The 23,614-nt window shown below is 59.2% G+C and carries 23 protein-coding genes; 12 read left to right on the forward strand and 11 right to left on the reverse strand.

What is annotated here, in order from left to right; all coding sequences use genetic code 11:
- Positions 1-175: 175 nt before the first annotated feature.
- The 3 genes from ACYZTY_RS04070 to ACYZTY_RS04080 form a co-directional block, all read right to left on the reverse strand.
- Positions 176-964: an OmpA family protein gene (locus ACYZTY_RS04070; protein WP_461957402.1), complete on the reverse strand. Its 789-nt coding sequence runs from the start codon at positions 962-964 to the stop codon at positions 176-178.
- Between the two features lie 55 nt (positions 965-1,019).
- The gene (locus ACYZTY_RS04075; protein WP_131063158.1) at positions 1,020-1,433 is read right to left on the reverse strand and encodes a DUF4398 domain-containing protein; all 414 of its coding nucleotides are present in this window, start codon (positions 1,431-1,433) and stop codon (positions 1,020-1,022) included.
- 376 nt (positions 1,434-1,809) lie between these two features.
- Positions 1,810-2,154: a pilin assembly protein gene (locus ACYZTY_RS04080; RefSeq protein ID WP_461957403.1), complete on the reverse strand. Its 345-nt coding sequence runs from the start codon at positions 2,152-2,154 to the stop codon at positions 1,810-1,812.
- A gap of 215 nt (positions 2,155-2,369) precedes the next feature.
- Between ACYZTY_RS04080 and ppc the strand changes: the two genes are divergently transcribed.
- The 7 genes from ppc to ACYZTY_RS04115 all read left to right on the forward strand — a co-directional run bounded on the left by ppc (position 2,370) and on the right by ACYZTY_RS04115 (position 9,701).
- Positions 2,370-5,000: a phosphoenolpyruvate carboxylase gene (gene ppc, locus ACYZTY_RS04085; RefSeq protein ID WP_461957404.1), complete on the forward strand. Its 2,631-nt coding sequence runs from the start codon at positions 2,370-2,372 to the stop codon at positions 4,998-5,000.
- A gap of 288 nt (positions 5,001-5,288) precedes the next feature.
- Positions 5,289-5,936, forward strand: coding sequence for an adenylate kinase (gene adk / locus ACYZTY_RS04090; RefSeq protein WP_461957405.1), 648 nt, complete (start codon positions 5,289-5,291; stop codon positions 5,934-5,936).
- A gap of 93 nt (positions 5,937-6,029) precedes the next feature.
- Positions 6,030-6,704: a tRNA (adenosine(37)-N6)-threonylcarbamoyltransferase complex dimerization subunit type 1 TsaB gene (gene tsaB, locus ACYZTY_RS04095; protein ID WP_461957406.1), complete on the forward strand. Its 675-nt coding sequence runs from the start codon at positions 6,030-6,032 to the stop codon at positions 6,702-6,704.
- A 278-nt stretch (positions 6,705-6,982) separates the two neighbouring features.
- Entirely contained in the window at positions 6,983-7,288 is a 306-nt protein-coding gene (locus tag ACYZTY_RS04100) for a hypothetical protein (RefSeq protein ID WP_461957407.1), read from the forward strand.
- Entirely contained in the window at positions 7,288-8,148 is an 861-nt protein-coding gene (locus ACYZTY_RS04105) for a DUF72 domain-containing protein (RefSeq protein ID WP_461957408.1), read from the forward strand. Before ACYZTY_RS04100 ends, ACYZTY_RS04105 begins: the two co-directional genes overlap by 1 nt.
- A gap of 33 nt (positions 8,149-8,181) precedes the next feature.
- Positions 8,182-9,003, forward strand: coding sequence for an isocitrate lyase/PEP mutase family protein (locus ACYZTY_RS04110; protein WP_461957409.1), 822 nt, complete (start codon positions 8,182-8,184; stop codon positions 9,001-9,003).
- A 2-nt stretch (positions 9,004-9,005) separates the two neighbouring features.
- Positions 9,006-9,701, forward strand: a complete 696-nt coding sequence (locus ACYZTY_RS04115) for an extensin-like domain-containing protein (protein ID WP_461957410.1) — start codon at positions 9,006-9,008, stop codon at positions 9,699-9,701.
- A 17-nt stretch (positions 9,702-9,718) separates the two neighbouring features.
- Here the strand turns inward: ACYZTY_RS04115 and ACYZTY_RS04120 are convergent, their stop codons facing one another.
- The gene (locus ACYZTY_RS04120; protein WP_461957411.1) at positions 9,719-10,339 is read right to left on the reverse strand and encodes an energy transducer TonB; all 621 of its coding nucleotides are present in this window, start codon (positions 10,337-10,339) and stop codon (positions 9,719-9,721) included.
- A 93-nt stretch (positions 10,340-10,432) separates the two neighbouring features.
- On the opposite strand from ACYZTY_RS04120, the gene ACYZTY_RS04125 reads away from it, so the two are divergent.
- Complete coding sequence (locus tag ACYZTY_RS04125; RefSeq protein WP_461957412.1) at positions 10,433-11,215, forward strand: class I SAM-dependent methyltransferase; 783 nt, start codon at positions 10,433-10,435, stop codon at positions 11,213-11,215.
- Positions 11,216-11,338: 123 nt separating this feature from the next.
- Here ACYZTY_RS04125 and ACYZTY_RS04130 read toward each other — a convergent pair whose 3' ends face one another.
- Positions 11,339-11,983: a TetR/AcrR family transcriptional regulator gene (locus ACYZTY_RS04130; RefSeq protein ID WP_461957413.1), complete on the reverse strand. Its 645-nt coding sequence runs from the start codon at positions 11,981-11,983 to the stop codon at positions 11,339-11,341.
- Positions 11,984-12,077: 94 nt separating this feature from the next.
- Between ACYZTY_RS04130 and ACYZTY_RS04135 the strand changes: the two genes are divergently transcribed.
- The 3 genes from ACYZTY_RS04135 to ACYZTY_RS04145 all read left to right on the forward strand — a co-directional run bounded on the left by ACYZTY_RS04135 (position 12,078) and on the right by ACYZTY_RS04145 (position 17,693).
- The gene (locus ACYZTY_RS04135; RefSeq protein WP_461957414.1) at positions 12,078-13,178 is read left to right on the forward strand and encodes an efflux RND transporter periplasmic adaptor subunit; all 1,101 of its coding nucleotides are present in this window, start codon (positions 12,078-12,080) and stop codon (positions 13,176-13,178) included.
- Positions 13,179-13,184: 6 nt separating this feature from the next.
- On the forward strand, positions 13,185-16,250 hold the full coding sequence (locus ACYZTY_RS04140; RefSeq protein WP_461957415.1) for an efflux RND transporter permease subunit: 3,066 nt from the start codon (positions 13,185-13,187) through the stop codon (positions 16,248-16,250).
- A gap of 96 nt (positions 16,251-16,346) precedes the next feature.
- Positions 16,347-17,693, forward strand: coding sequence for a Fic family protein (locus tag ACYZTY_RS04145; RefSeq protein ID WP_461957416.1), 1,347 nt, complete (start codon positions 16,347-16,349; stop codon positions 17,691-17,693).
- A 49-nt stretch (positions 17,694-17,742) separates the two neighbouring features.
- Here the strand turns inward: ACYZTY_RS04145 and ACYZTY_RS04150 are convergent, their stop codons facing one another.
- The 5 genes from ACYZTY_RS04150 to plsB form a co-directional block, all read right to left on the reverse strand.
- A complete protein-coding gene (locus ACYZTY_RS04150) occupies positions 17,743-18,432 on the reverse strand; it encodes a DUF4197 domain-containing protein (RefSeq protein ID WP_461957417.1) in 690 nt (229 codons plus the stop codon).
- A gap of 27 nt (positions 18,433-18,459) precedes the next feature.
- Positions 18,460-18,858, reverse strand: coding sequence for a YbaY family lipoprotein (locus tag ACYZTY_RS04155; RefSeq protein ID WP_461957418.1), 399 nt, complete (start codon positions 18,856-18,858; stop codon positions 18,460-18,462).
- A gap of 76 nt (positions 18,859-18,934) precedes the next feature.
- Positions 18,935-19,300 carry a YbaY family lipoprotein gene (locus ACYZTY_RS04160; protein WP_461957419.1) on the reverse strand — a complete coding sequence of 122 codons (366 nt, stop codon included), beginning with the start codon at positions 19,298-19,300 and terminating at the stop codon, positions 18,935-18,937.
- A gap of 153 nt (positions 19,301-19,453) precedes the next feature.
- Positions 19,454-20,056: a hypothetical protein gene (locus tag ACYZTY_RS04165; RefSeq protein WP_461957420.1), complete on the reverse strand. Its 603-nt coding sequence runs from the start codon at positions 20,054-20,056 to the stop codon at positions 19,454-19,456.
- Positions 20,057-20,161: 105 nt separating this feature from the next.
- A complete protein-coding gene (plsB, locus tag ACYZTY_RS04170; RefSeq protein WP_461957421.1) occupies positions 20,162-22,648 on the reverse strand; it encodes a glycerol-3-phosphate 1-O-acyltransferase PlsB in 2,487 nt (828 codons plus the stop codon).
- A gap of 235 nt (positions 22,649-22,883) precedes the next feature.
- Here plsB and ACYZTY_RS04175 point away from each other — a divergent pair, with 235 nt between their 5' ends.
- Positions 22,884-23,093 carry a cold-shock protein gene (locus ACYZTY_RS04175; protein ID WP_010462862.1) on the forward strand — a complete coding sequence of 70 codons (210 nt, stop codon included), beginning with the start codon at positions 22,884-22,886 and terminating at the stop codon, positions 23,091-23,093.
- 121 nt (positions 23,094-23,214) lie between these two features.
- Here ACYZTY_RS04175 and ACYZTY_RS04180 read toward each other — a convergent pair whose 3' ends face one another.
- A complete protein-coding gene (locus tag ACYZTY_RS04180) occupies positions 23,215-23,592 on the reverse strand; it encodes a hypothetical protein (protein ID WP_461957422.1) in 378 nt (125 codons plus the stop codon).
- Between the last annotated feature and the right edge of the window lie 22 nt (positions 23,593-23,614).

The raw sequence follows: 23,614 nt of genomic DNA on the forward strand, positions 1-23,614 counted from the left end.
CACGCCGAGTCGCGTCCTTCGCGAGTAAGCTTCGCTCCTACAAGTTCTCCACCATCCCGTAGGAGCGAGGCTTGCCCGCGAAGAACGATAACGCGGAGCGTCAGACACACCGCGGACATAAAAAAGCCCCGCCTGATCGACTCAGACGGGGCTTTTGTGTTTCAGCAGGTGAGGCTTAGTTCGAGCTGACAGCCGAACGCGGAATCACGGGCTGGTTGTCGTTGGAAATGGTTACTTCCACACGACGGTTCATCGCACGACCCGAGGTGCTGGTGTTTTCCGCAACCGGGTATTCCTTGCCATAACCCTGCGCAACGACGCGTGCTGGATCAACGCCCATTTTCACCAGCGCCATGCGCACAGAACCGGCACGACGCTCGGACAGCGACTGGTTATGGCTCGCGGTGCCGGTGCTGTCGGTGTAACCCTCGACGATCACTTTGCGATCAGGGTTTTCCGAGAGGAACTGCGCCAGTTTGTTGATGTTCACCAAGCCACTGGATTTCAGATCTGCACGGTCAGTCGCGAACAGCACATCACCGAAGGTCACCAGCGTACCGCGATCAGTCTGCTTGGCGTTCAGGCTGTCCTGCAACTGCTTGATCTGCTGATCGCGAGCATCGAGACGGGCCTGGGCACGTTGCGCGGCAGCATTTTTCAGGTTGGCTTCAGCGGTGCGCAGGGCGATGGTTTGCTTCGCCACTTCAACACGCTGATTGGTCAGATAGGCCAGTTGGTCGACCTCGTTCTGATCTTTTTTGTCCAGATAAGCCTTGTCGGCCTTGTCCAGGTAATCGCTGGCGTCTTTGGTTTCCAGTGCCGCCACTTTGCTGGCTTGCGGGTTGGCTTGCAGGCCGCTGTAGTTGGTGCGGGCCTGTTCCAGGTTCGCGTTAGGCGGGGTGGAGCAGGCAGCCAGTGCAACGCTTGCGGCCAGGAGAGCGGGGATCATCAGTTGTTTACGCATAATAATTCGTCCTTTTTATCGATAAGAGCTTCAAGTCTGAGGTCTGGATGCGCGCTTACTGCACGGTGCGCTGGCTTTCCTGACGCAGTTCCTGAACCCCTTTCTGGGAGTCCTTCACAGCTTGTTCGGCTTTCAGTGCCTGGGCTTTGCGTTCGGCTACGCGAGCGTCCCACTCAGCCTGTTCGGCCAGAACCTTAGCCTCGGCATACTTCTTGTCGTGCATGGCGATTTCGGCTTGTTTGAGCTTGTCCTGCGCGGACTTCATTTCCACGGCGGCAAACTCGGTGCCGCCGGCGCTGACGGCGCCATTCACAGCGGATTGGGTCACAGCGAATTGCTCGGTCGGCGGATTGCCCGCGCAACCGGCCAGTACGAAGCTGCTGCCGATTGCCAGGGCAGCCAGTTTCAGACCGCGCAGGTGATTGAACGAGGACTTGGCAGTGCTGATCTTCATGGTCTTCAACTCCATTGGTAAAACTCCTGAAAAACTCAAAAATCCATGCTGGGCAAGGAGCCGTAACCGTCAATTTCCGGGGGTGTTCTGAAACGGCCGTCCCAGGCGTGGTTAATGGCTGTGACCCGAGGCGTTTTTCAAAAGTTCAGAGAAGATGGCCTAACGCCCGAAAAAACTTTGACCGAGCGGAAAAGGCTCTAGATCGGGAACTTTGGCGATGTGCAGCGGTATCCCCGACCGTTTCAACGCTCGGAACACGCATTTTTGAAGGGGGTGCGCAAGCTAATGTAGGAGTGAGCCTGCTCGCGATTGCGGTGTGTCATTCAACAGAAATTTTGAATGTTCAACCGCAATCGCGAGCAGGCTCACTCCTACAGGGGGTCGGGGGGAATCAATGTTTTTGCTTGTCGTCACCGGATGACAAATCGTGCAGATGACGACGGGACAACGCGAGAAAACGCGGGGTCGGACCAACGTCTTCATACAGCGGATCACCTTCTTCATCGGTGGCCACCACGGTCGATCCTCTCACGTAAGGAAAGCTCTTTTCGAGCTCTTCCAGCGCGGCGCCAATCAGCTCGCCAAGCAGTTCTTCGGGTTGGCGTTTGGGGTACATCTCGGTAATCGCCGCCAGCCGTGCGGCGGCTTCCATGTCCAGATGAATCCTGTAACCGGTGTCGGTCAGGCGACCCTTGGCGTTTTCTTCCCAATGCTGGGCAAGTTCGCGGATTTTCATAAAAACCTCATTGCGCTCCTGCTCGTGGCAGGCGGTGTGAGTGTCCGCCAATGGTCGGCGGCAAGCCGTTGTACGGCTTACTCTTCAGACTAGCTCGAACGCACAAGGTTTAACGTCCCTTCGTCGTCTGCTTGTAAGAAGCGCTTTAGAGCGGCACTCTCTGCTATCAGAGCATGGCATTCCAAGACACCCGGATTTTCGCTGGAGAACTGCTGATGACCGATATTGATGCACGCTTGCGCGAGGACGTTCACCTGTTGGGTGAGCTGTTGGGCAATACCATTCGTGAACAGTACGGGGACGGCTTTCTCGACAAGATCGAGCAGATCCGCAAGGGCGCCAAAGCCGACCGTCGTGGTTCGATGGACGCTGAACTGAGCGCCAGCCTCAACCAATTGAGCGAAGAAGAGTTGCTGCCGGTGGCGCGGGCGTTCAACCAGTTTCTCAACCTGGCCAATATCGCCGAGCAGTATCAGCTGATTCACCGCCGCGAAGAGTCGCAGCCGGCCCCGTTCGAATCACGGGTGCTGCCGGAGCTGCTCGCTCGCCTGCGCGCTGAAGGCCATAGCGCCGAATCCCTGGCCCGACAACTGGGTCGGCTGGAGATCGAGCTGGTCCTCACCGCTCACCCGACCGAAGTGGCGCGCCGCACGCTGATCCAGAAATACGACGCCATCGCTGCGCAACTGGCCGCCCAGGACCATCGCGATCTGACGACTGCCGAGCGCGAGCAGATCCAGGCGAAGTTGCAGCGCCTGATTGCCGAAGCCTGGCACACCGAAGAAATCCGTCGCACGCGTCCGACGCCGGTCGACGAAGCCAAATGGGGTTTCGCGGTGATCGAGCATTCGCTGTGGCAGGCGATCCCGAACTATATGCGCAAGGCCGATAAAGCCCTGCATGCCGCTACCGGCCTGCATTTACCGCTGGAAGGCGCGCCGATCCGCTTCGCCTCGTGGATGGGCGGCGACCGCGACGGCAACCCCAACGTGACGGCCGCCGTGACCCGCGAAGTTTTGCTGCTGGCGCGCTGGATGGCCGCTGATTTGTACGTGCGTGATGTCGATCAGCTCGCTGCCGAACTGTCGATGCAGCAGGCCAGCGATGCACTGAAAGCCAAGGCCGGAGAAAGCGCCGAACCTTATCGCGCGGTGCTTAAACAGTTGCGCGAACGTCTGCGGGCCACGCGTAGCTGGGCGCACGCTTCATTGACGGCAACCACCCCGGCGCCGGTCGATGTGCTGCACAACAACCGTGACCTGCTGGATCCGCTGGAGTTGTGTTACCAGTCTTTGCACGAGTGCGGCATGGGCGTGATCGCTGATGGTCCGTTGCTCGATTGCCTGCGCCGCGCGGTGACCTTCGGGCTGTTCCTGGTACGGCTCGATGTACGACAGGACTCGTCGCGGCATACCGCGGCCATGACAGAAATCACCGATTACCTCGGCCTCGGTCGCTACGAAGACTGGAGCGAGGAGGAGCGCATCGCCTTCCTGGTGCGTGAACAGAACAACCGCCGGCCGTTGTTGCCGACGTACTTCAAACCATCGGCCGACACTGCCGAGGTGCTGGCGACGTGCCGGGAAATTGCGGCCGCCCCGGGGGCTTCGCTCGGCTCTTATGTGATCTCCATGGCCGGCGCCGCTTCCGACGTGCTCGCCGTGCAACTGTTGCTCAAAGAGTCCGGCGTGTTGCGGCCGATGCGCGTGGTGCCGCTGTTCGAAACCCTCGCCGACCTCGACAACGCAGGTCCGGTGATTGAAAAACTGTTGCTGCTGCCGGGCTATCGCTCGCGCCTGCAAGGCCCGCAGGAAGTGATGATCGGCTATTCCGACTCGGCCAAGGACGCCGGCACGACCGCGGCGGCTTGGGCGCAATATCGGGCGCAGGAGCGCTTGGTCGATATCTGCCGCGAGCAGCAAGTTGAGCTGCTGTTGTTTCACGGTCGCGGTGGCACCGTCGGTCGCGGCGGCGGTCCGGCGCATGCGGCGATTCTGTCGCAGCCGCCGGGTTCGGTGGCGGGGCGTTTCCGTACCACCGAGCAGGGGGAAATGATTCGTTTCAAATTCGGCCTGCCGGACATCGCCGAGCAAAACCTCAATCTGTACCTGGCCGCCGTGCTGGAAGCGACCTTGCTGCCGCCCCCTCCACCGGAACCTGCCTGGCGCCATCTGATGGATGAATTGGCCGCTGACGGGGTCAAGGCTTACCGCGCCGTCGTGCGGGAAAATCCGCAGTTCGTCGAGTATTTCCGCCAGTCCACCCCGGAACAGGAACTGGGGCGTTTGCCGTTGGGCAGCCGCCCGGCCAAGCGCCGTGCCGGCGGGATCGAAAGCCTGCGCGCCATTCCATGGATCTTCGGCTGGACCCAGACGCGCCTGATGTTGCCGGCCTGGCTCGGCTGGGAAGCGGCGCTGAGCAAGGCACTGGAGCGTGGCGAAGGCGAGCTGCTGGGGCAGATGCGCGAACAGTGGCCGTTCTTCCGCACGCGCATCGATATGCTGGAAATGGTGTTGGCCAAAGCCGATGCCGACATCGCCCGATCCTACGATGAGCGGCTGGTCGAGCCGGATTTGCTCCCTTTGGGTGCGCATTTACGCGACCTATTGTCGCAGGCCTGCGCCGTGGTCCTTGGGCTGACTGGCCAGTCTCAACTACTGGCACATAGCCCAGACACCCTCGAATTCATCCGCTTGCGCAACACCTATCTCGACCCGCTTCATCTATTGCAGGCCGAACTGTTGGCACGTTCTCGGCAACAGGAAGTGGCGCAGGGCAGCCCGGTAGAACAGGCGCTGCTGGTGTCTGTGGCGGGGATTGCTGCCGGTTTGCGAAATACCGGCTAAGGTTTTCGTCGTGGGGGAAGGTGCCCGGCGCGAGCGTCGGGTGCCTGTGGGCGAGGGGCAGAAAAGGTCTGCAAGGCGACAGTTAATGATGGGGTTGCGACTTGGGGTACCCCGTCGAAAGGTCACGCGTGGCGCAGGTTTCTCCGACTTTCGGCGGCTTGTGTGGTCCGGGCCTGCTGTGTATCTTGATCAGCCTTTGGCCGTTTGGGCGGTCACGACCCTGTTTTTGAGATTGGCCCCACGAGGCGAATCCGTTGTTATCTATATAAAAAATTGAGGAGCACATCGATGCGCGTCATTCTGCTGGGAGCTCCCGGGGCCGGTAAAGGTACTCAGGCTAAGTTCATCACCGAAAAGTTCGGCATCCCGCAAATCTCCACCGGCGACATGCTGCGTGCTGCGGTCAAGGCCGGCACCGAGCTGGGCCTGATCGCCAAGAGCATCATGGACAGCGGTGGCCTGGTTTCCGATGACCTGATCATCAATCTGGTCAAGGAACGCATCAGCCAGGCGGATTGCGCCAACGGTTTCCTGTTTGACGGTTTTCCGCGCACCATTCCTCAGGCTGAAGCCCTGGTGAAAGCCGGCGTTGAACTGGATCACGTGGTCGAAATCGACGTCAAGGACGAAGACATCGTCCAGCGTATCGCCGGTCGTCGCGTGCATGAGGCTTCCGGCCGCGTGTACCACATCGTCTACAACCCGCCGAAAATTGCCGGTAAAGACGACATCACCGGTGAAGAGCTGGTGCAGCGCAAAGACGATACCGAAGAAACCGTGCGTCATCGTCTCTCCGTTTACCACGCTCAGACCGAGCCACTGGTGAAGTTTTACCAGGAGCTGTCCGCCGCTCAGGGCAAACCGAAGTACAGCCACATCGAAGGTGTTGGCTCGGTTGAAGCGATCACAGGGAAGGTGCTTGAAGCACTGAACTGAAAAGTCTGAACCGCTTCATCTTCTACGGCCCGCTTGCGGGCCGTAGTTGTTTATACTGGCGCACTTTTTCTGACCTCTCTTACGGAAACATCGATGAGCACCTTGCTGGCCCTGGACACCGCGACTGAAGCTTGCTCCGTTGCCTTGCTGCATGACGGCAAAGTCACGAGTCATTACGAGGTGATCCCGCGCCTGCATGCGCAGAAACTGTTGCCGATGATCCAGCAGTTGCTCGCCGATGCCGGGACCACCCTGCAAGCGGTCGATGCCATCGCCTTCGGTCGCGGGCCGGGCGCTTTCACCGGCGTGCGGATCGCCATCGGTGTGGTGCAAGGCCTGGCGTTTGCACTGGACCGCCCGGTGTTGCCGGTCTCCAACCTGGCGGTGCTGGCGCAGCGGGCCTATCGCGAGCACGGCGTCAGCCAGGTCGCGGCTGCCATCGATGCGCGGATGGACGAGGTGTATTGGGGTTGCTACCGCGAAACGGCGGGCGAGATGCGCCTGGTCGGCAATGAAGCGGTGTTGCCGCCGGAAGCGGCCGCTTTGCCGGCCGATGCCAGTGGTGAATGGTTCGGTGCCGGCACGGGCTGGGGGTATGCCGAGCGCATCGCCGTCAATCCGAGCGGGCAGGACGCAGGCATGTTGCCGCACGCTGAAGACCTGCTGACGCTGGCGCGATTTGCCTGGGAACGCGGTGAGGCGATTGTGGCGGATTTGGCTCAGCCGGTTTATCTGCGCGACAAAGTGGCGACACCCAAGGCTCGTTGATCCCACTGCTTTTGTGGCGAGGGAGCTTGCTCCCGTTGGGTTGCGAAGCGACCCCAGGAGTTCATCAGTAACGCCGAGCCGGCAGGTTTTGCGACTGCTGCGCAGCCGAACGGGAGCAAGCTCCCTCGCCACAAAAAACTTTCCAGCTGCAGCCAATCGTCGATTTCTCCCCCCGCTTTTAAACCTTTTCGTATTTCTGTGTTCTAGTTATCACTCGGCGGTTTGCGAAGTGGGTTGTGTGCCACTAAACTGCCATTACTGATACCGGACATGTACTCATGCGTATAGACGGCGTTTCCTCCCAGTCCTACCCCATAAAGCGCAAGCCCCGCAAAGGCCCTGTGGCGGATGACGACTACGTCGATATCGACGGCGAGCTGGAAATTCCGTCCGAAGAGCAACTGGCCGCCCGTGCCGCCAAAACTTCTGCGCAACGCCTGAGCAATCTTCCGGCTCGTCAGCAAGACATGATCTACCATCGCGCCATGAAGAAAAGCGTAGCCATGGCACTCGCCAGCTACCTGAGTACCGCCGGTTTTGTCGATTGGGATGCGGATGTGCTGGGCCTCGACCTGTACATCTGATGGTGCTGCCTTACTACCTCGGCTGCCCGTCCTGGAGTGAAAACGCCTGGCGCGATTATCTGTATCCGCCGGACGCCAAACCCACCGAATTTCTGAATCTCTATTCCCAGGTATTCAACGCCGTAGAAGGCAACACGACCTTCTACGCGAGCCCGGCCTCCAGCACCGTGCAACGCTGGGCCGAGACCATGCCCGAACACTTTCGCTTTACGGCCAAGTTTCCCGGCGACATCAGCCACGGCGGTGACCTGCGCGAACAACTGACCGCCGCCGAGACCTTCCTGCAATTGCTCAGCCCACTCGGTGAACGGGTTTCGCCCCTGTGGCTGCAATTGTCGAAAAGCTTCACCCCGCACCGATTGCCCGAACTGGCCGGCTTCATCGATGCGCTTGAGCGACCGCTGGCCGTTGAAGTGCGGCATGACGAATTCTTCGCCAAAGGCGATAGCGAGCGAATGCTCAATCGTCTGCTGCTGGATCGTGGCGTAGAACGTATCTGCCTCGATCCGCGAGCGCTGTTCAGCTGCACGTCGACCGATCCGCCGGTGCTCCACGCCCAATCGAAAAAGCCCAGGGTGCCGCCGCGTCCGGCAGCGTTTACTCAATTCCCGCAGGTGCGATTCATCGGCCATCCACAGCTTGAGGCGAATGATCCGTTCCTGGAGCCATGGGTCGAGAAAATTGCCGTGTGGATCGAAGAGGGTCGTACGCCCTACATCTTCCTGCACACCGCCGATAACCTGTTGGCCGCCAAGCTGGCGCAACGTTTTCACGCAAAGCTGATGGTGCGTTTGCCTGGCTTGCCGCCGTTGCCTGAGCTATACAGAGAGCCCGCCGCCGAGCAACTTGGCCTGCTCTGAGGCGGATTCGTTCCCCTTTTCAGGAGCCTGCCAATGGATGCGCAAACCCTTCGAGCCCAGGCGTTCAAAGCACTGCACGAACGCGAGGGCGCTTTTGTCATTCCCAATCCGTGGGACGCCGGCTCGGCGAAGATGCTTGCCAGCCTGGGTTTCGAGGCGCTGGCGACCACCAGTGCCGGTTACGCTTTTTCCAACGCCCGGCCCGATGGCGGGTTGACGCTGGACGATACGCTGGCGAACGTCCGGGCGATTGTCGCGGCAACCGACTTGCCGGTGGCGGTGGACCTGGAAAACGGTTTCGCTGACGATCCGACCGAATGCGCGCAAAGCATTTTGTCGGCTGCCGCGGCCGGCGCTGTCGGTGGTTCGATCGAAGACGCTACCGGCCGTGCAGACGCACCGATCTACTGTTTCGAGCATGCCGTGGCGCGCATTGAAGCCGCCGTCGCAGCCGCTCGCAGCTTGCCTTTCCCTTTCATGCTGACCGCCCGTGCCGAGAACTTTCTGCACGGCAATCCTGACCTGGCCGATACCATTCGCCGTTTGCAGGCGTTCGCCGAGGCGGGTGCCGACGTGTTGTACGCGCCGGGTCTGCGCAGCGCTGAAGACGTGTTGGCGGTGGTCCGTGCCGTGGCACCCAAACCGGTCAATGTGTTGATGTCCGGCGGGCTCAAATTGACGGTTGAGCAGTTGAGCGAGATGGGCGTCAAACGCATCAGCGTGGGGTCGGCGCTGGCCTTGGCGGCTTATGGCGAGTTTTTCCGCGCGGCTGAAGAGATCAAGACGTCGGGCACCTTCGGATTTACGTCGCGGTCCATGCCGTACGCCAAGGCCAATCAATTGTTCAAAGGCTGACGATGCGGTTTCGGTGGTGGCTGTTGCTGGTGCTGTTGATCATCGGTGCGACGGGCGTGAGCGTCTGGCGCGGCTGGATCTCTCTGCCACCCCAGTGGAACCCTTGGGCGCCGCTGGACGTGAAGGCCGAACCGAATTTTCTGACGCGCTACAAACTGATGCGCCTGCGCGATGATTCGCAATTGTGTAATCAAGCCTTGAGCAGCTCCGGATTACGCGTTGCGCATCAAGCCGACAGCCCTGGTGCGACCTGTCCGTTGATCAACACTTTGCGCGTGCAGGGCGGCGATGTGGCGCTGAGCAGCAGCTTCCTCGCCAGTTGCCGCCTGGCGGTTTCGTTTGCCCTGTTCGAACACCATGCCCTGCAACCTGCCGCGCAAGCGGTTTATGGTCAGCCCGTCAGCCGGGTCGATCATCTCGGCAGCTTTGCCTGCCGCAACGTCTACGGTCGCGAAAACGGCAGGCGAAGCCAGCATGCCAGCGCCGATGCGCTGGACATTGCCGGTTTTCGCCTGGCTGACGGTCGATCCATCAGCGTTCTCAAGGATTGGCCGAAGGATAATCAGGACGCACGGTTTCTACGCCAGGTTCGCGATGGCGCCTGTGGTCTGTTCAGTGTGGTGTTGAGCCCGGACTACAACGCAGCCCATCGCAATCACTTTCATGTCGATGTCGGGCCGTGGTGGGTGTGTCGCTGACTGCCTGTTATTAAAGATCAGGCGGCGATGCGCAGGTTCTGCAGGACGATCGGGCGAGCCCAGCCGTTGTCGAAATCGAGTTGTTTCTGTTGCGCCACCAATTCTTCGGGGGAGAACGGCGGGAACGGTTTGTCCAGCAGGTCGAGTTCGAATTCAGCGATCGGCAAGTGCAGCGGACGCGGTTGTGGCGCCGGGCCGGCTTCGGGCACAGGCTGACCGGCGGTGAGCACGATCGGACGCACCCAACCGCTTTCGAAGTCTTGTTGTTTCTGTTGAGCGACGATTTCTTCAGCCGGGAACGGCGGGAAAGGCTTGTCGGCCAGGTCCATTTCGAACTCGGCAATCGGCAGGAACAGCGGCTCGGGTGGCTTGACTTGGGTTTCTTTCACATCGCATTCGCGCTGGCTGACGATGTGCGCCAGCAGCTCGCTGCCGACGGTCGGCTCGACCGGGCTTTCAAGATCAACCGGTGGGAAAGTCCCGCACGCCGGCACCACATCGGTCGACTGTTCGGCCAGGGCCTGGGCAAAAAAATCCTGCCACAGGTGACTGACGCCGCTCAGTGCCTGTGAATTTCGCAGGCCATAATCGCCATGACGCGATAGGTAGCCTACGGATGTGGATTGAATGCCTGACATTTTTCTCGGTCGACGCTCAGCTCTGGCAAAATGCTCGTTAGTTTTGTTATCGGCCGTTTTTGCCGATCATTAATTTTTTGAGCGTGTTTTCCCATGATTGAGCAACCTGCGGCCTGCCGCATCCATGTCGAGGCCTCGGCCCCGGCATTTCAGCCACAAGCCGAGCAATGGGCCGAACGCCTGGGCTTGCCTTTGCACGTGGATGACGGCGAGTTTGCCTTGCAGGTGGGCGAACAGGGTTTGCAGCTGCAACAACTCGGGCCGGACGCACCAGGGCCGGTGCGGGTGGACTTCGTCGAAGGTGGCGCGGCGCATCGCCGGTTGTTCGGCGGTGGCACGGGGCAGATGATCGCCAAGGCGGTTGGCATCGCCCAAGGCGTGCGTCCGCGCGTGCTGGATGCCACGGCGGGGCTGGGCAAGGATGCGTTCGTGCTGGCGAGCCTGGGCTGCGAGATGAACCTGATCGAGCGTCAGCCGCTGATTGGTGCGTTGCTGGAGGATGGGCTGGCCCGTGGTGCGGAAGATTTCGATGTAGCGCCGATTGTGGCGCGGATGAAATTGCTCAAGGGCAATTCCATCGAGGTGATGCGCAATTGGGAAGGGGAGCCGCCGCAGGTGATCTACCTCGACCCGATGTTTCCGCATCGTGAGAAAACGGCGTTGGTGAAGAAGGAAATGCGTCTGTTCCGGCCGTTGGTCGGCGATGATCCGGATGCGCCGGCGCTGCTCGAAGCCGCATTGGCACTGGCCAGCCATCGTGTGGTGGTCAAGCGGCCGCGCAAGGCGCCTTGTATTGCGGGGCCCAAGCCCAGTCATGCGCTGGACGGGAAATCCAGTCGGTATGATATTTATCCGAAGAAAGCACTCAAGCCCTGAGATCGCGTCGCCTCATTCGCGGACAAGCCTCGCTCCTACAGGATCTGCGCTGACCCCTGTAGGAGCGAGCGGGCGGCGATCCGACTTGCCCGCGAAGACGCCAGACCAGACATCCAATATCTATCAGGCTGTCTCTGGTCGATAAGCCCGCATAAACAACCCCACCACTTCCCGCACATGCTCCTCGGCCGCATCGCCCGTCACCGGCTCACCACAGCCATACAGCAACCGAAAATTCCCCGCGCCCTTGAGCAGGCAGAAGAAATGCTCGGCCGCATTGCGCGGTTTATCGATGCTCAGTGCGCCGCTCTGATCAACCTTGGTCAGCAACCGCTCCATGCCATGCAGCATGCGTTGCGGCCCGGCTTCGAAGAAGATCAGCGAGAGTTTCGGGTCCTGGCTGCCCAGGGTCATCATCAGCCGATGCAGGTTCACCGATTCATCGCTGTTGATCAGTTGATGAAAACCGCGCGCGATGTTCAGCAGCACCGTTTCGACTGAAACACCGTCCGGCAACTCGAAAAACAGCGTGGGCAGCTGCTCTTCGCACTTGGCCATCACGGCGGCGGAGAATAGCGTCTCCTTGTCATTGAAGTGGCTGTAGACCGTCAGCTTCGACACGCCGGCTTCAGCCGCCACGGCATCCATGCTGGTGCTGGCGTAACCATTACTCAGAAACAGAATTTTCGCCGCATCGAGGATGGCCTGGCGCTTGGCCAGATCCTTGGGACGGCCCGGACCGTTGGGTGCTGAAAGATTGTTCGACATTCTTCGCTTTTAATACTGGACTGGTGAGTTTGCTATTAATAACATACTCGCCAGTATAATTATTCCAAGCACCATTAGCGAAAGGTCCTTCACCATGTTCCGCTATGCCTTGCCCCTCGCGTTGCCAGTCAGTCTGGCGTTTTTATTGTCTGCGTGTGGCCACGAAGAGGCGCCCAAGGACGTTGTCCGCCCGGCCATGGTCGTGCAGCCAGAGCCTTCGGCGCAGGCAATGGAAAGCTATCCGGGTGAAGTGCGGGCTCGTTATGAGCCGGACCTGGCGTTTCGCATTGGCGGCAAAGTCAGCCGACGATTGGTCGAAGAGGGTCAGCGGGTCAAGGCCGATCAGCCTCTGGCCGAACTCGATCCTCAGGATGTACGCCTGCAACTGGAAGCCACCCGTGCCCAGGTGGCCGCCGCCGAGGCCAATCTGAGCCTGGTGCGCGCCGAGCGTGATCGCTACAAGACGCTGATGGACCGTCAGATGGTCAGCCGCTCGCAGTACGACAATTCCGAAAACCTTTACCGATCCGGTGAAGCGCGCCTCAAGCAAATCAAAGCCGAATTCAACGTCTCGACCAATCAGGCCAGTTACGCGGTGCTGCGTGCGCCTCAGGATGGCGTGGTGGCTAAACGTGCAGTTGAAGTCGGACAAGTGGTGGCGGCCGGGCAAACCGTATTTACCCTCGCCACCGATGGCGAACGCGAAGTGTTGATCAGCCTGCCGGAGCAGAGCTTCGGTCGCTTCAAGGTCGGTCAGCCGGTGTCGGTAGAACTCTGGACCCAACCCGATCAGCGTTTCGCCGGGCGCATCCGTGAGCTGTCGCCTGCCGCCGATCCAAAGTCTCGTACCTTCGCTGCGCGAATTTCATTCACCGGCGGCAAGGTCCCCGCTGAACTCGGCCAAAGCGCCCGGGTGTTCGTCCAGACCGCTGATGTGATACCGCTGTCTGTGCCGCTGTCGGCATTGACCGCGGAAAACGGCGCGACTTACGTCTGGGTCGTCAGCGCCAACAATACCTTGAAGAAAACCCCGGTCCGGGTCGGTGCATTCGGCGAGAAAACCGTTCCGGTACTCGAAGGCCTGAATGCCAGCGACTGGGTGGTGGCCGCGGGTGTCCATGTCCTTCTGGAGGGGCAGCAAGTGCGCCCGGTGGATCGCTCCAACCGCGTGGTCAATCTGGCCGACAAGGAGTAATCCCCGATGGGTTTCAATCTTTCCGAATGGGCGCTGCGCAATCGCCAGATCGTACTGTTCCTGATGCTCTTGCTGGCCATCGTCGGCGCGCTTTCCTACACCAAGCTCGGCCAAAGCGAAGACCCGCCGTTCACCTTCAAAGCCATGGTGATCCGCACCAACTGGCCGGGCGCCACGGCGCAGGAAGTGTCGCGTCAGGTCACCGAGCGCATTGAAAAGAAACTGATGGAAACCGGTGAATACGAGCGCATCGTCTCCTTCTCGCGTCCCGGCGAATCCCAGGTGACCTTCATTGCCCGTGACTCCATGCATTCGGTGCAAATACCGGAGCTGTGGTATCAGGTTCGCAAAAAGGTCAGTGACATCCGGCACACCTTGCCGCCGGGTATTCAGGGACCGTTTTTCAACGATGAATTCGGTACCACCTTCGGCAATATCTACGCGCTGACCGGCGACGGTTTTGATTACGCGGTGCTCAAGGATTACGCCGACCGCATCCAGATTCAGCTGCAACGGGTGAAGGATGTGGGCAAGGTCGATCTGCTCGGGTTGCAGGACGAGAAGATCTGGATCGAGCTCTCCAACGTCAAACTCGCGACACTCGGTTTGCCATTGGCCGCCGTGCAGCAAGCCCTTGAAGAGCAGAATGCGGTGTCCACGGCCGGGTTCTTTGAAACCACCAGCGAGCGATTACAGCTACGGGTTTCGGGGAATTTCCAGACAGTCGACGAGATCAAGAACTTCCCGATCCGCGTCGGTGATCGCACCTTCCGCATCTCCGATGTGGCGGACGTGCGTCGCGGCTTCAACGATCCACCGGCCCCGCGCATGCGCTTCATGGCAGAAAACGCCATCGGCCTGGCGGTGGCGATGAAGGAGGGCGGCGACATTCTGGTGCTGGGCAAGGCGCTGGAAATCGAGTTTGACCGCATCCAGAAAAACCTCCCGGCAGGCATGCAGCTGCGCAAGGTCTCCGATCAACCGGCCGCAGTGAAAACCGGTGTTGGCGAGTTCGTTCAAGTGCTGGTGGAAGCCTTGGCGATTGTGTTGTTGGTGAGCTTTTTCTCCCTCGGCGTGCGCACCGGCATGGTGGTGGCGTTGGCGATTCCGCTGGTGTTGGCGATGACCTTCGCCTGCATGTATTACCTCGGCATCGGCCTGCACAAGATTTCCCTCGGTGCGTTGGTGCTGGCGTTGGGTTTGTTGGTGGACGACGCGATCATCGCCGTGGAAATGATGGCGATCAAAATGGAGCAAGGCTTCGACCGCATCAAGGCCGCCAGTTACGCCTGGACCAGCACCGCGTTCCCGATGCTCACCGGCACCCTGATTACCGCTGCCGGGTTCCTGCCGATCGCCACCGCGCAGTCGGGCACCGGCGAATACACCCGTTCGATCTTCCAGGTAGTGACCATCGCGTTGTTGGCCTCGTGGATTGCGGCGGTGGTTTTTGTACCGTATCTGGGGGAAAAACTCCTGCCCGACCTGGCGAAGATTCATGCCGCCAAACATGGCACGGGTCAGCCGGATCCTTACGGCACGCCGTTCTATCAGCGGGTCAGACGCTTGGTGGAGTGGTGCGTACGCTGGCGTAAAACCGTCATCGTGTTGACCGTGGTGTTGTTTATCGGCTCTATCGTGCTGTTTCGTTTTGTGCCGCAACAATTCTTCCCGGCCTCGGGTCGACTTGAATTGATGGTCGATCTGAAACTCGCTGAAGGCGCGTCCCTGAGCAACACCGCCGATGAGGTCAAACGCCTTGAAGCCTTGCTGAAGGATCACGCCGGCATCGACAACTACGTGGCCTACGTCGGCACGGGTTCGCCACGTTTCTACCTGCCGCTGGATCAGCAACTGCCGGCGGCGAGCTTCGCCCAGTTTGTCGTCCTGGCCAAGACCATCGAGGAGCGCGAAACCCTGCGCACCTGGCTGATCGAAACCCTCAACGAACAATTCCCGGCCCTGCGCTCGCGGGTCACACGACTTGAAAATGGTCCGCCGGTTGGCTATCCGGTGCAGTTCCGGGTGACCGGTGAACACATCGAGGAAGTCCGCGCACTGGCCCGTAAAGTGGCGGCCAAGGTTCGCGAGAACCCGCACGTGGTGAACGTGCATCTGGACTGGGAAGAGCCGAGCAAAGTCGTGTACCTGAACGTTGATCAGGACCGCGCCCGGGCGCTGGGTGTGAGCACGGCGAACCTGTCGAAGTTTCTGCAAAGCTCCCTGACCGGTTCGAGTGTCAGCCAGTACCGCGAAGACAACGAATTGATCGAGATCCTGCTGCGCGGCACCTTGCACGAGCGCACCGAACTGTCGTTGCTGCCAAGCCTGGCGGTGCCGACCGACAACGGTCGCAGCGTGGCGCTGTCGCAAGTCGCGACCCTGGAATATGGCTTCGAAGAGGGCATTATCTGGCACCGTAATCGCCTGCCGAACGTGACGATCCGCGCTGACATCTACGGCAAGGAACAACCGGCGACGCTGGTGCAGCAAATCATGCCGACCCTCGATCCGATTCGCGCCGAACTGCCGGATGGCTACTTGCTGGACGTCGGCGGCACCGTGGAAGACTCGGCCCGTGGGCAGAACTCGGTGAAGGCTGGCGTGCCGCTGTTCATTGTGGTGGTGGTGACCTTGCTGATGCTGCAGTTGCGCAGCTTCTCTCGTACGGTGATGGTGTTCCTGACCGCGCCGCTGGGCTTGATTGGTGTGACGCTGTTCCTGATGGTGTTCCGTCAGCCGTTTGGTTTTGTGGCCATGCTCGGGACCATCGCGTTGTCCGGGATGATCATGCGTAACTCGGTGATTCTAGTGGACCAGATCGAGCAGGACATCGCGGCCGGGCTCAAACCGTGGCAAGCGATTATCGAAGCCACGGTGCGGCGTTTCCGGCCGATTGTATTGACGGCGCTCGCGGCGGTGCTGGCGATGATCCCGTTGTCACGCAGCGTGTTCTTCGGGCCGATGGCGGTGGCGATCATGGGCGGACTGATCGTGGCGACGGCATTGACGTTGCTGTTCTTGCCGGCGTTGTATGCGGCGTGGTTCAGGATCAAGAAAGAGTCGGTCTGAATTCCTACGACAATCTCGGATCTCTCTGATATTGAGTCAGAGAGATCCGGATGCTGTACTCAAGGCTCAGTTTAATGAGCACTTGAGATATCAATGATGAAAAAACCGCCCGTGCTCACGGGGAGGTCGGCCCCGGTGTTTGACCGGTTGGCGCAATCACCCCACAAAGAGCGACTCCCGGACTATCTCGCCTTGCTCAAGCCGCTGGATGATCAGGGGCGGTACCTTCCATTCGACGAATTACGCTATCGCTGGTCGCCAGGAATGGATTCCAGTCTGTGCTGGGCGTTGGTGAAGAAAGCCCGGATCGCACAATATTCAAGCCTTCTGCCATTGGGCGAGCCCGTTCAGTGGGGCAACTGCGTGCTGACCCCGTTGGCGCAAAAAGCCATTTCGATCGTCGACCGACAAGCCACGACCGCTGCGCTGGAGTACATGACCAGCCAGATCGGTGAGCATGCGCATTTCAGCTACCTGCTGAATGATCTGATCGAAGATGAAGCCATCAGCAGCAGTCAGCTCGAAGGTGCGGCCACCACCACGCGGGTGGCCAAGGACATGCTCAAGCGCAAGCGTCTGCCGCGCACGCCGGATGAGCGAATGGTGGTGGGCAATTACAAGATGATGAACTTCGCCTGGGAACAGTGTTACGAACCGTTGAGTGTCGAACTGATGACGGCGATGCACCGTGTTGGTGTCGAGGGTATTGATGACACTCAGTATTCCCCTGGGGTATTGCGGGCCAACGACGATGTGGTGGTTCAGGACGGGGAGGGCAACACCGTTTATACACCGCCGCCTGCTGCGGGTCTGGTTTCGCGATTACGTACATTGTCGGAATGGATCAACCAGTCACACGACAATCCCGAGCGGGTGGACTATCTGCATCCGATGATTAAAGGCATCGCGCTGCATTTTGCCCTGGGTTATGAGCATCCTTTCCGTGATGGCAACGGCCGGGTCGCGCGGGCGCTGTTCTACTGGTTCATGTTCAAGAATGATTTCTCTGCGTTTCGCTATATAGCGATCAGCATTTTGCTGCGCAATGCGCCGGTGAAATATGGGCGATCCTATTTGAATACCGAGGCTGACGATCTGGATCTGACCTATTTCATCGACTTTCAGTGTTCAGTGATTCTGCGAGCTGTCACTGGTTTTACCGAGGCTTATCGGAAAAGTCTGGCGTATACGGAACGCTTTGATCGCTGGCTGACAGAATCCGGATTTTTCGATCGCCTGACCGAGAAGCAGCGCGCCGTTTACCAAGTGGCCAAGAGTGGAATGGCGAAAGAGTTCACGGCTGTCAATGTGAAGGAAAATCTGGACTGCTCGTACAACACCGCCTCAGCCACGTTGAACGGGCTGGTGGAGTTGAATGTGTTTGAGAAGAGAAAGATGGGGCGTGAATGGGTGTTCTTTCTGCGTGCCGCCTCGGCGATCTGAACTTTTGCGGGAGCGAGCAAGCCCGCTCCCACAGGATCGGTGTTAAGGCTTAGAGCGTACCGAAAACTTTCTTCGCCAAACTCGTCGCCGCCGCCGCAGGGTTCTGGCGGATGGTTTCTTCCTGTTTGCCGATCATCTCGAACAAGCCGTTCAGCGCCTGCTCGGTGACGTAGCTTTCGATGTTGGCGTTCTTGGTATCCAGCACGCCCATGGTCGCCGCCTGGCCCGCGAACGTGTTGTATTGCTTGGCCAGGCCGACCTGGTCGGTGGCTTGTTTCACGATCGGCAAGAATTTGAGACGAATCTGTTCGCGGCTGGTTTTGCTCAGGTATTGGGTGGCCGAGTCGTTGCCGCCGCTGAGAATCCCTTTGGCGTCCTCGACGCTCATCTTCTTCACGGCGTCCACCAGGATTGGCTGGGCTTGGGTCACAGCGGTTTCGGCCGCTTTGTTCATGCTGGCTTCCAGCTGAGTGACCTGATCGCCCATGCCGAACTGTTTCATTTTGCTGGCGACTTTACCCAGTTTTCCCGGCAGTTCGATTTTCACGTCCGGATTGTTGCTGAAACCGCCCGGCGTGCCGAGTTGTTTGACGGCCAGTTGTGCGCCTTGGGTCAGGGCGTCCTTGAGGCCGCCGGTGGCGTCTTTTTGTGACAGGTCACTGAGCGACAGGGCCATCGCGCTGGCGGAGATCATCAAGCCTGCGCAGAGGCCGGCGAAGCGAAGGGTAGGGCGGAGCATGGCAGCTTCCTTGTTCGAAAGAGGAAATTAGCGGACGGCGTCGACGCGGATTTTCAGTGGCTGCGGATCGCGGCCATCAAGCTGTACGGCGTGGTGTTCGGTGGTGATGAACATCAGTTTGCCGTCGACTTCGATGCGCGCGCTGACCGAATAGCGATGGCCGGGTTTGACTTGGGCCGGATCGTAACTCAGATGAAACGGCAGGGGCACCTGGCCTTTGACCGGGCCTTTCTGTTCATCGAGGATAACGGCGGGCGCGTCGGCGAGGGACACGTCCTGAAGGCTGACGCTCAAGGTGGCGCTTGGCGGCAGGGCGATGCGTTGCAGGTAGAAGACTTCACCATCGAGGCTGGTTTTCGCGGCAGGTGGTAGCGATTGGCAGGCTGCGAGTAGAGCGGTAAGCCCAAGAAGCGATAGTTTTTTCATGAGGTAAATCCCTGTCATTGGCGCCCGAATAAGACCGGCGCCAACGACAATTTAACGGATTTTTTCAGCCCAAGGCTTAGAAGTTACTGTCTGGTTTTGTACGAACGTTGCGGACAACGACGTCCTCAGGGCGCAGGTGGTCGACACCCAACTGCACTGCGTGATCTTTAGTGGTCGCGAAGATCACTTGTTCGGTGGTTTCGATCCGTGCACGGATTGCATAGCGATGGTCAGGCAGGACGTCGGCAACCTTGTACAGCAAGTCAAAGTTCAACCCTGTTGTTTCTGCGTGAGGGATGACTTGCTGGGCGAGTTCTTTGGCAGGTGCGTCTGCGAAAGTGACATCCAGCAGATTGACGTGAAGTGTCGAGTTTGGTGGTAACTGAATTTTCAGCAGATAGTGCACGGTGCCGCTGATGCTCTTTTCGTAATCGGTGCTCATTTTGATTTCCTTATCAATTTCATCGTCGGAAATGACGAGTCATCAGGATATAGCCGAGAGCAACGAATGCTATGTAGGGTATTTCCTGACATGCTGAACGAATAGGCTGCCAGATAGATATCGAGCGGCGTAGGTGATCTTGTCGGGCTTCTTTCAAACGGTGCCAAAGGGCTTCAATACAACGGATCCCGGATACACCGCGATTGAATTCCGGTATTCGTTTTCGGTGGCGGTCAGGGTATAGCGCTTGCCGGGAACGACAGTGGCTGGATCGTATTCCAGATAAAATGCTTCCGCCGCTTTTTCGCTGATATGTATTTGAGTGACGAGTGCCTGGGTGTTGTCGTGCTCATGGGCGGCAACGGTGACGGCGTGTTCGGGCTCGACTGATCGAGGCGCTTGCGCCTGGATATAGAGGCGGCCGATCGGGCTGAGATGCAGGGTCTGTCGGTGCGGCGTACGATGGACAATCACAAAATAGTCCAGGTCTATCAACAGGGGGACTCCATTGTGGGTCATGTTGATCGTCACAAGGTATTTGACGCTGACATCGGAATAGTTGTGCGCAAATGAAAAGTTCCAACGCCCGCTATACAGTTCCGGCTTGCGGGATTGCGCCACTGTGACGGGAGATAAAACATTGGCGGTTTGAACGCTTATATAGGTTTCGCCTAATCCATCGCTTGGCGGCAGAAAGTCTTCAGGCAAACTAAAAGTGAGGGTGACGTACGGGTTGACGTCTTCCAATGGGTTCATTGCGATATCCGTATCTGAATTAAATAGGACTCTATTAATCCATAACTGACCGATTATAAGAACATCCTTGTTCCTATAGTCATTGTCAGAAAGTTACGGGCTACTTCAACTAGCCTGATCCGCCGCATCTTCACTTCGATGCAACGCCACCTGACGGATCGACAAACGAATCTCCGCCGGCAACACCCGTTTGGCCGCACCTTCTGCCAGTTCCCCCAACAGTTCGTGGTAGCTCAGCTTGCCGGCCTCGTCGCGCTTGAGCACGTCGAGATCCAGCATCGTTTGAATGAAGTGCCGGAACAAACTCTTGTCGAAGAATTCCGGGGCATTCAGCCCGTGCAGGATCGACAGGCGCTGGGCCATGACGGTGCACAGGTCTTCCAGTTCTTCGGCGCTGATGCTGTTCTGGCCGCTGTTGAGCAGCAGGGAAACGGTCATGTAGAAGCGTTGCAGGGTTTGGGCGATGCTCTTCGACAACAAGGTCAGCAATACGAAATGCCGCGAGCTTGGCGCCGGTCGCAGGTAGACGTCGTTCTCGAAACGCAACAACCCTTGCTCGACGAACGCTTCGAGCCATTGATCGATCACGCCATCCAGCTCGTCCAGCGTCCAGCGAATGAACAGTTCCGATTGCAGGTACGGATACAGCGCCCGGGCGTAGCGCAGGATCTGTTCGCGGCTCATGCGCGACGCGCTCTGGAAGAAGCTCGCGAGCAGCGCCGGCAAGGCGAAAATGTGCAGCACGTTGTTGCGGTAGTAGGTCATCAGGACAGCGTTCTGCTCGTCCAGATACAGAATCTTGCCCAGGGCATCGCTCTGTTCAGACAGCAAGTCCATGTCCTTCACATGCTCGATCAGCGCTCGACCGTCACCTTCCGGCAGCGTGGTGTGCGGCGAGTACGGCACCTTGCGCAACAGCGCCAGATACAAATCAAGCACCCGCGCCATGGCGCGATCGTCCAGCGCCAGGCGGGTGGTGGACAGCAATGCCAACGCCACCAGGTTGACCGGGTTAATCGCCGCCGCTTCGTTCAGATGCTGCGCGACTTTCTCGCCCAAACGGTTGGTTGTTTCGTTGAGCCAGGCCGGTTTGAACTGCGGACCGAGCTCCTGTTTACGCCAGTCGGGCTGTTCGCTGTCGAGGAATTCCGCGAGTTTGATCGGTTCGCCGAAGTTCACCGCCACCTGGCCAAAACGCTGTTTGAGCGCGCCGATGACTTTGAAAATGTCGAAGATCGATTCTTTCTTCTTGCTCGCGCCACGCAGTTCGCCGAGGTAAGTCCGGCCTTCCAGTACACGCTCATAACCGATGTACACCGGGATGAACACGATGGGCATGCGCGACGAACGCAGGAAGCTGCGCAGGGTAATCGCCAGCATCCCGGTTTTCGGTTGCAGCATGCGCCCGGTGCGCGAGCGGCCGCCTTCGACGAAGTACTCGACCGGGAAACCTTTGGTGAACAGGGTGTGCAGGTATTCGTTGAACACCGAGGTGTAGAGCGGGTTGCCCTTGAAGGTACGACGCATGAAGAACGCGCCGCCGCGACGTAGCAGGCCGCCGATGCCCGGCATGTTGAGGTTGATCCCGGCGGCGATGTGCGGCGGGGTCAGGCCGTTGCGAAACAGCAGATAGGACAGCAGCAGGTAGTCGATATGGCTGCGGTGGCACGGCACATAGATCACTTCGTAACCGGGGGCGACCTTCTGCACGCCTTCGATGTTGTTGACCTTGATGCCGTCGTAGATCTTGTTCCAGAACCAGCTCAGCACCACTTCCATAAAGCGGATCGCGGTGTAGGTGTAGTCCGAGGCGATTTCGTTACCGTAGTGCAGGGCCTGGGCCTTGGCTTTCTCCGGGGAGATATTTTCGCGCTCGGCTTCGTCGAGGATCGCTTGTTTGACCAGCGGCTGATTGAGCAGGCCCTTGACCAGATTGCGACGGTGGGAAATGTCCGGGCCGATCACCGCAGCCTTGAGGTTACGGAAGTGCACGCGCAGGATCCGCTGGGCCATGCGCACGGTGCGCTCGTGGCCTTTGTCGTGGTCGATCAGCTCGCGCAAGTGAATCGGCGCCGAGAACTGCACCCGGGTCTTGCGCCCCAGCACGATGATGCTCAGCAACCGGCGCAGGCGCCCGGTCACGGCCCAGCTGTCGGCGAAGAGCAATTTCCACGGGCTCGATTCGCTGTCCGGCGACTGCCCCCAGAACACGCTGACCGGAATGATCTGCGCGTCTTCGGCGACGTTTTGGCTCAGGGCACTGACCAGACGGGTCAGGGTCGGCGGCGCACCGCGTTTGTCCTGACGGCCGAGCCAGTCGGGCTCCGGCGTCAGGTAGAAAAACGCGGCCGGTTCCACCAGGTTGCCTACCGACACTGGCAGCACCGGACGGGGCAAACCGGCCTTGCTGCATTCAGTGTCGACCACGGCAAGGTCGGTCATCGAAGGGTTTTGCAGGACGTAGAACACCGGACGACTGCGGTCGAGGTTGAGGGTGAACGACGACTGGTTGATCGTCTCCGAGCGAACCCAGAGATAGAGCAGTCGGCGCAGGGTGCCAAACACAAGACGGCGGAACGGGGAACGGGTCATACGGCATCTGCATGAGTGAATAAAACCGAGCGTTTGCTCGGGCGGTCGGTAGTGTGCCGGATTCGTCGAAAATCGGCAAAAAAGCGGTGAAGTAATCTCCTATTGAGAGTTTTGGTGCCTGTCATATACTCGGCGTGCCCGCACTGGCCATACAGTGGCACCTCTCAGTGCAAGCAATGTTCCCGAGGCTTTCCTGCGAAAAGCCCGATCAATAATAAGAAAGGAGTATGAACAGATGGCAACACGTGAAACCGGCAACGTGAAGTGGTTCAACGACGCCAAGGGCTACGGCTTTATCCAGCGTGAGGACGGGGTGGACGTGTTCGTGCACTACCGCGCGATCCGCGGCGAGGGGCATCGTTCGCTGGCTGAAGGTCAGCAGGTTGAATACGCCGTGGTGACTGGCGAGAAGGGCTTGCAGGCTGAGGATGTGGTGGGTCTGTAAACCCACCCTCCAGATCACTCAAATCCCTGTAGGAGCGAGGCTTGCCCGCGAAGGCGTCATCACTGGCGCCGCTAAAAGCTTCGCGGGCAAGCCTCGCTCCTACAGGTTCGTGAAAGGCGGCTTAAGTGGTTTTCCAGGTGATTTCTTCTTCACCATCCGCGCTGATGCGCATCCAGCGATCCGCGGTCTCTTCGCCTTCTTCTTCAACCCACGTTCCCGGTGCGCATCGCACCTCGACATTCAGCGCGGCAAACGCTGCGCGGGCGCAGGCGATGTCGTCTTCCCACGGGGTTTGACCGCTTTCCAGATACAGGCTGTTCCATTTGCCGACGGCTTTTGGCAGCCAGGTCACTGGCACGTTGCCGGCCTTGCACTTGAAGGTCTGGCCTTTCTGGACCCAGTCGGTGCAAGGACCTAACGCGGCACCGAGCCAGGCCGCGATGGCCTTGTAGTCGACGTCGGCGTCTTTCAGGTAAATCTCGATATCGGGTTGGCGCATGGATGTCCTCACTGCGGGTCTG

The organism is Pseudomonas sp. LB1P83 (genome assembly GCF_054897885.1).

Excerpts from the sequence above, each read along its gene's own strand:
- ACYZTY_RS04070 (WP_461957402.1), bottom strand. The coding sequence starts at position 964 with ATGCGTAAACAACTGATGATCCCCGCTCTCCTGGCCGCAAGCGTTGCA.
- ppc (WP_461957404.1), top strand. The coding sequence starts at position 2,370 with ATGACCGATATTGATGCACGCTTGCGCGAGGACGTTCACCTGTTGGGT.
- ACYZTY_RS04075 (WP_131063158.1), bottom strand. The coding sequence starts at position 1,433 with ATGGAGTTGAAGACCATGAAGATCAGCACTGCCAAGTCCTCGTTCAAT.
- ACYZTY_RS04140 (WP_461957415.1), top strand. The coding sequence starts at position 13,185 with ATGGGTTTCAATCTTTCCGAATGGGCGCTGCGCAATCGCCAGATCGTA.
- ACYZTY_RS04135 (WP_461957414.1), top strand. The coding sequence starts at position 12,078 with ATGTTCCGCTATGCCTTGCCCCTCGCGTTGCCAGTCAGTCTGGCGTTT.
- ACYZTY_RS04115 (WP_461957410.1), top strand. The coding sequence starts at position 9,006 with ATGCGGTTTCGGTGGTGGCTGTTGCTGGTGCTGTTGATCATCGGTGCG.
- ACYZTY_RS04150 (WP_461957417.1), bottom strand. The coding sequence starts at position 18,432 with ATGCTCCGCCCTACCCTTCGCTTCGCCGGCCTCTGCGCAGGCTTGATG.
- ACYZTY_RS04120 (WP_461957411.1), bottom strand. The coding sequence starts at position 10,339 with ATGTCAGGCATTCAATCCACATCCGTAGGCTACCTATCGCGTCATGGC.
- ACYZTY_RS04110 (WP_461957409.1), top strand. The coding sequence starts at position 8,182 with ATGGATGCGCAAACCCTTCGAGCCCAGGCGTTCAAAGCACTGCACGAA.
- ACYZTY_RS04130 (WP_461957413.1), bottom strand. The coding sequence starts at position 11,983 with ATGTCGAACAATCTTTCAGCACCCAACGGTCCGGGCCGTCCCAAGGAT.
- ACYZTY_RS04105 (WP_461957408.1), top strand. The coding sequence starts at position 7,288 with ATGGTGCTGCCTTACTACCTCGGCTGCCCGTCCTGGAGTGAAAACGCC.
- tsaB (WP_461957406.1), top strand. The coding sequence starts at position 6,030 with ATGAGCACCTTGCTGGCCCTGGACACCGCGACTGAAGCTTGCTCCGTT.
- ACYZTY_RS04160 (WP_461957419.1), bottom strand. The coding sequence starts at position 19,300 with ATGAGCACCGATTACGAAAAGAGCATCAGCGGCACCGTGCACTATCTG.
- ACYZTY_RS04100 (WP_461957407.1), top strand. The coding sequence starts at position 6,983 with ATGCGTATAGACGGCGTTTCCTCCCAGTCCTACCCCATAAAGCGCAAG.
- ACYZTY_RS04165 (WP_461957420.1), bottom strand. The coding sequence starts at position 20,056 with ATGAACCCATTGGAAGACGTCAACCCGTACGTCACCCTCACTTTTAGT.
- ACYZTY_RS04080 (WP_461957403.1), bottom strand. The coding sequence starts at position 2,154 with ATGAAAATCCGCGAACTTGCCCAGCATTGGGAAGAAAACGCCAAGGGT.
- adk (WP_461957405.1), top strand. The coding sequence starts at position 5,289 with ATGCGCGTCATTCTGCTGGGAGCTCCCGGGGCCGGTAAAGGTACTCAG.
- plsB (WP_461957421.1), bottom strand. The coding sequence starts at position 22,648 with ATGACCCGTTCCCCGTTCCGCCGTCTTGTGTTTGGCACCCTGCGCCGA.
- ACYZTY_RS04180 (WP_461957422.1), bottom strand. The coding sequence starts at position 23,592 with ATGCGCCAACCCGATATCGAGATTTACCTGAAAGACGCCGACGTCGAC.
- ACYZTY_RS04175 (WP_010462862.1), top strand. The coding sequence starts at position 22,884 with ATGGCAACACGTGAAACCGGCAACGTGAAGTGGTTCAACGACGCCAAG.
- ACYZTY_RS04155 (WP_461957418.1), bottom strand. The coding sequence starts at position 18,858 with ATGAAAAAACTATCGCTTCTTGGGCTTACCGCTCTACTCGCAGCCTGC.
- ACYZTY_RS04125 (WP_461957412.1), top strand. The coding sequence starts at position 10,433 with ATGATTGAGCAACCTGCGGCCTGCCGCATCCATGTCGAGGCCTCGGCC.
- ACYZTY_RS04145 (WP_461957416.1), top strand. The coding sequence starts at position 16,347 with ATGAAAAAACCGCCCGTGCTCACGGGGAGGTCGGCCCCGGTGTTTGAC.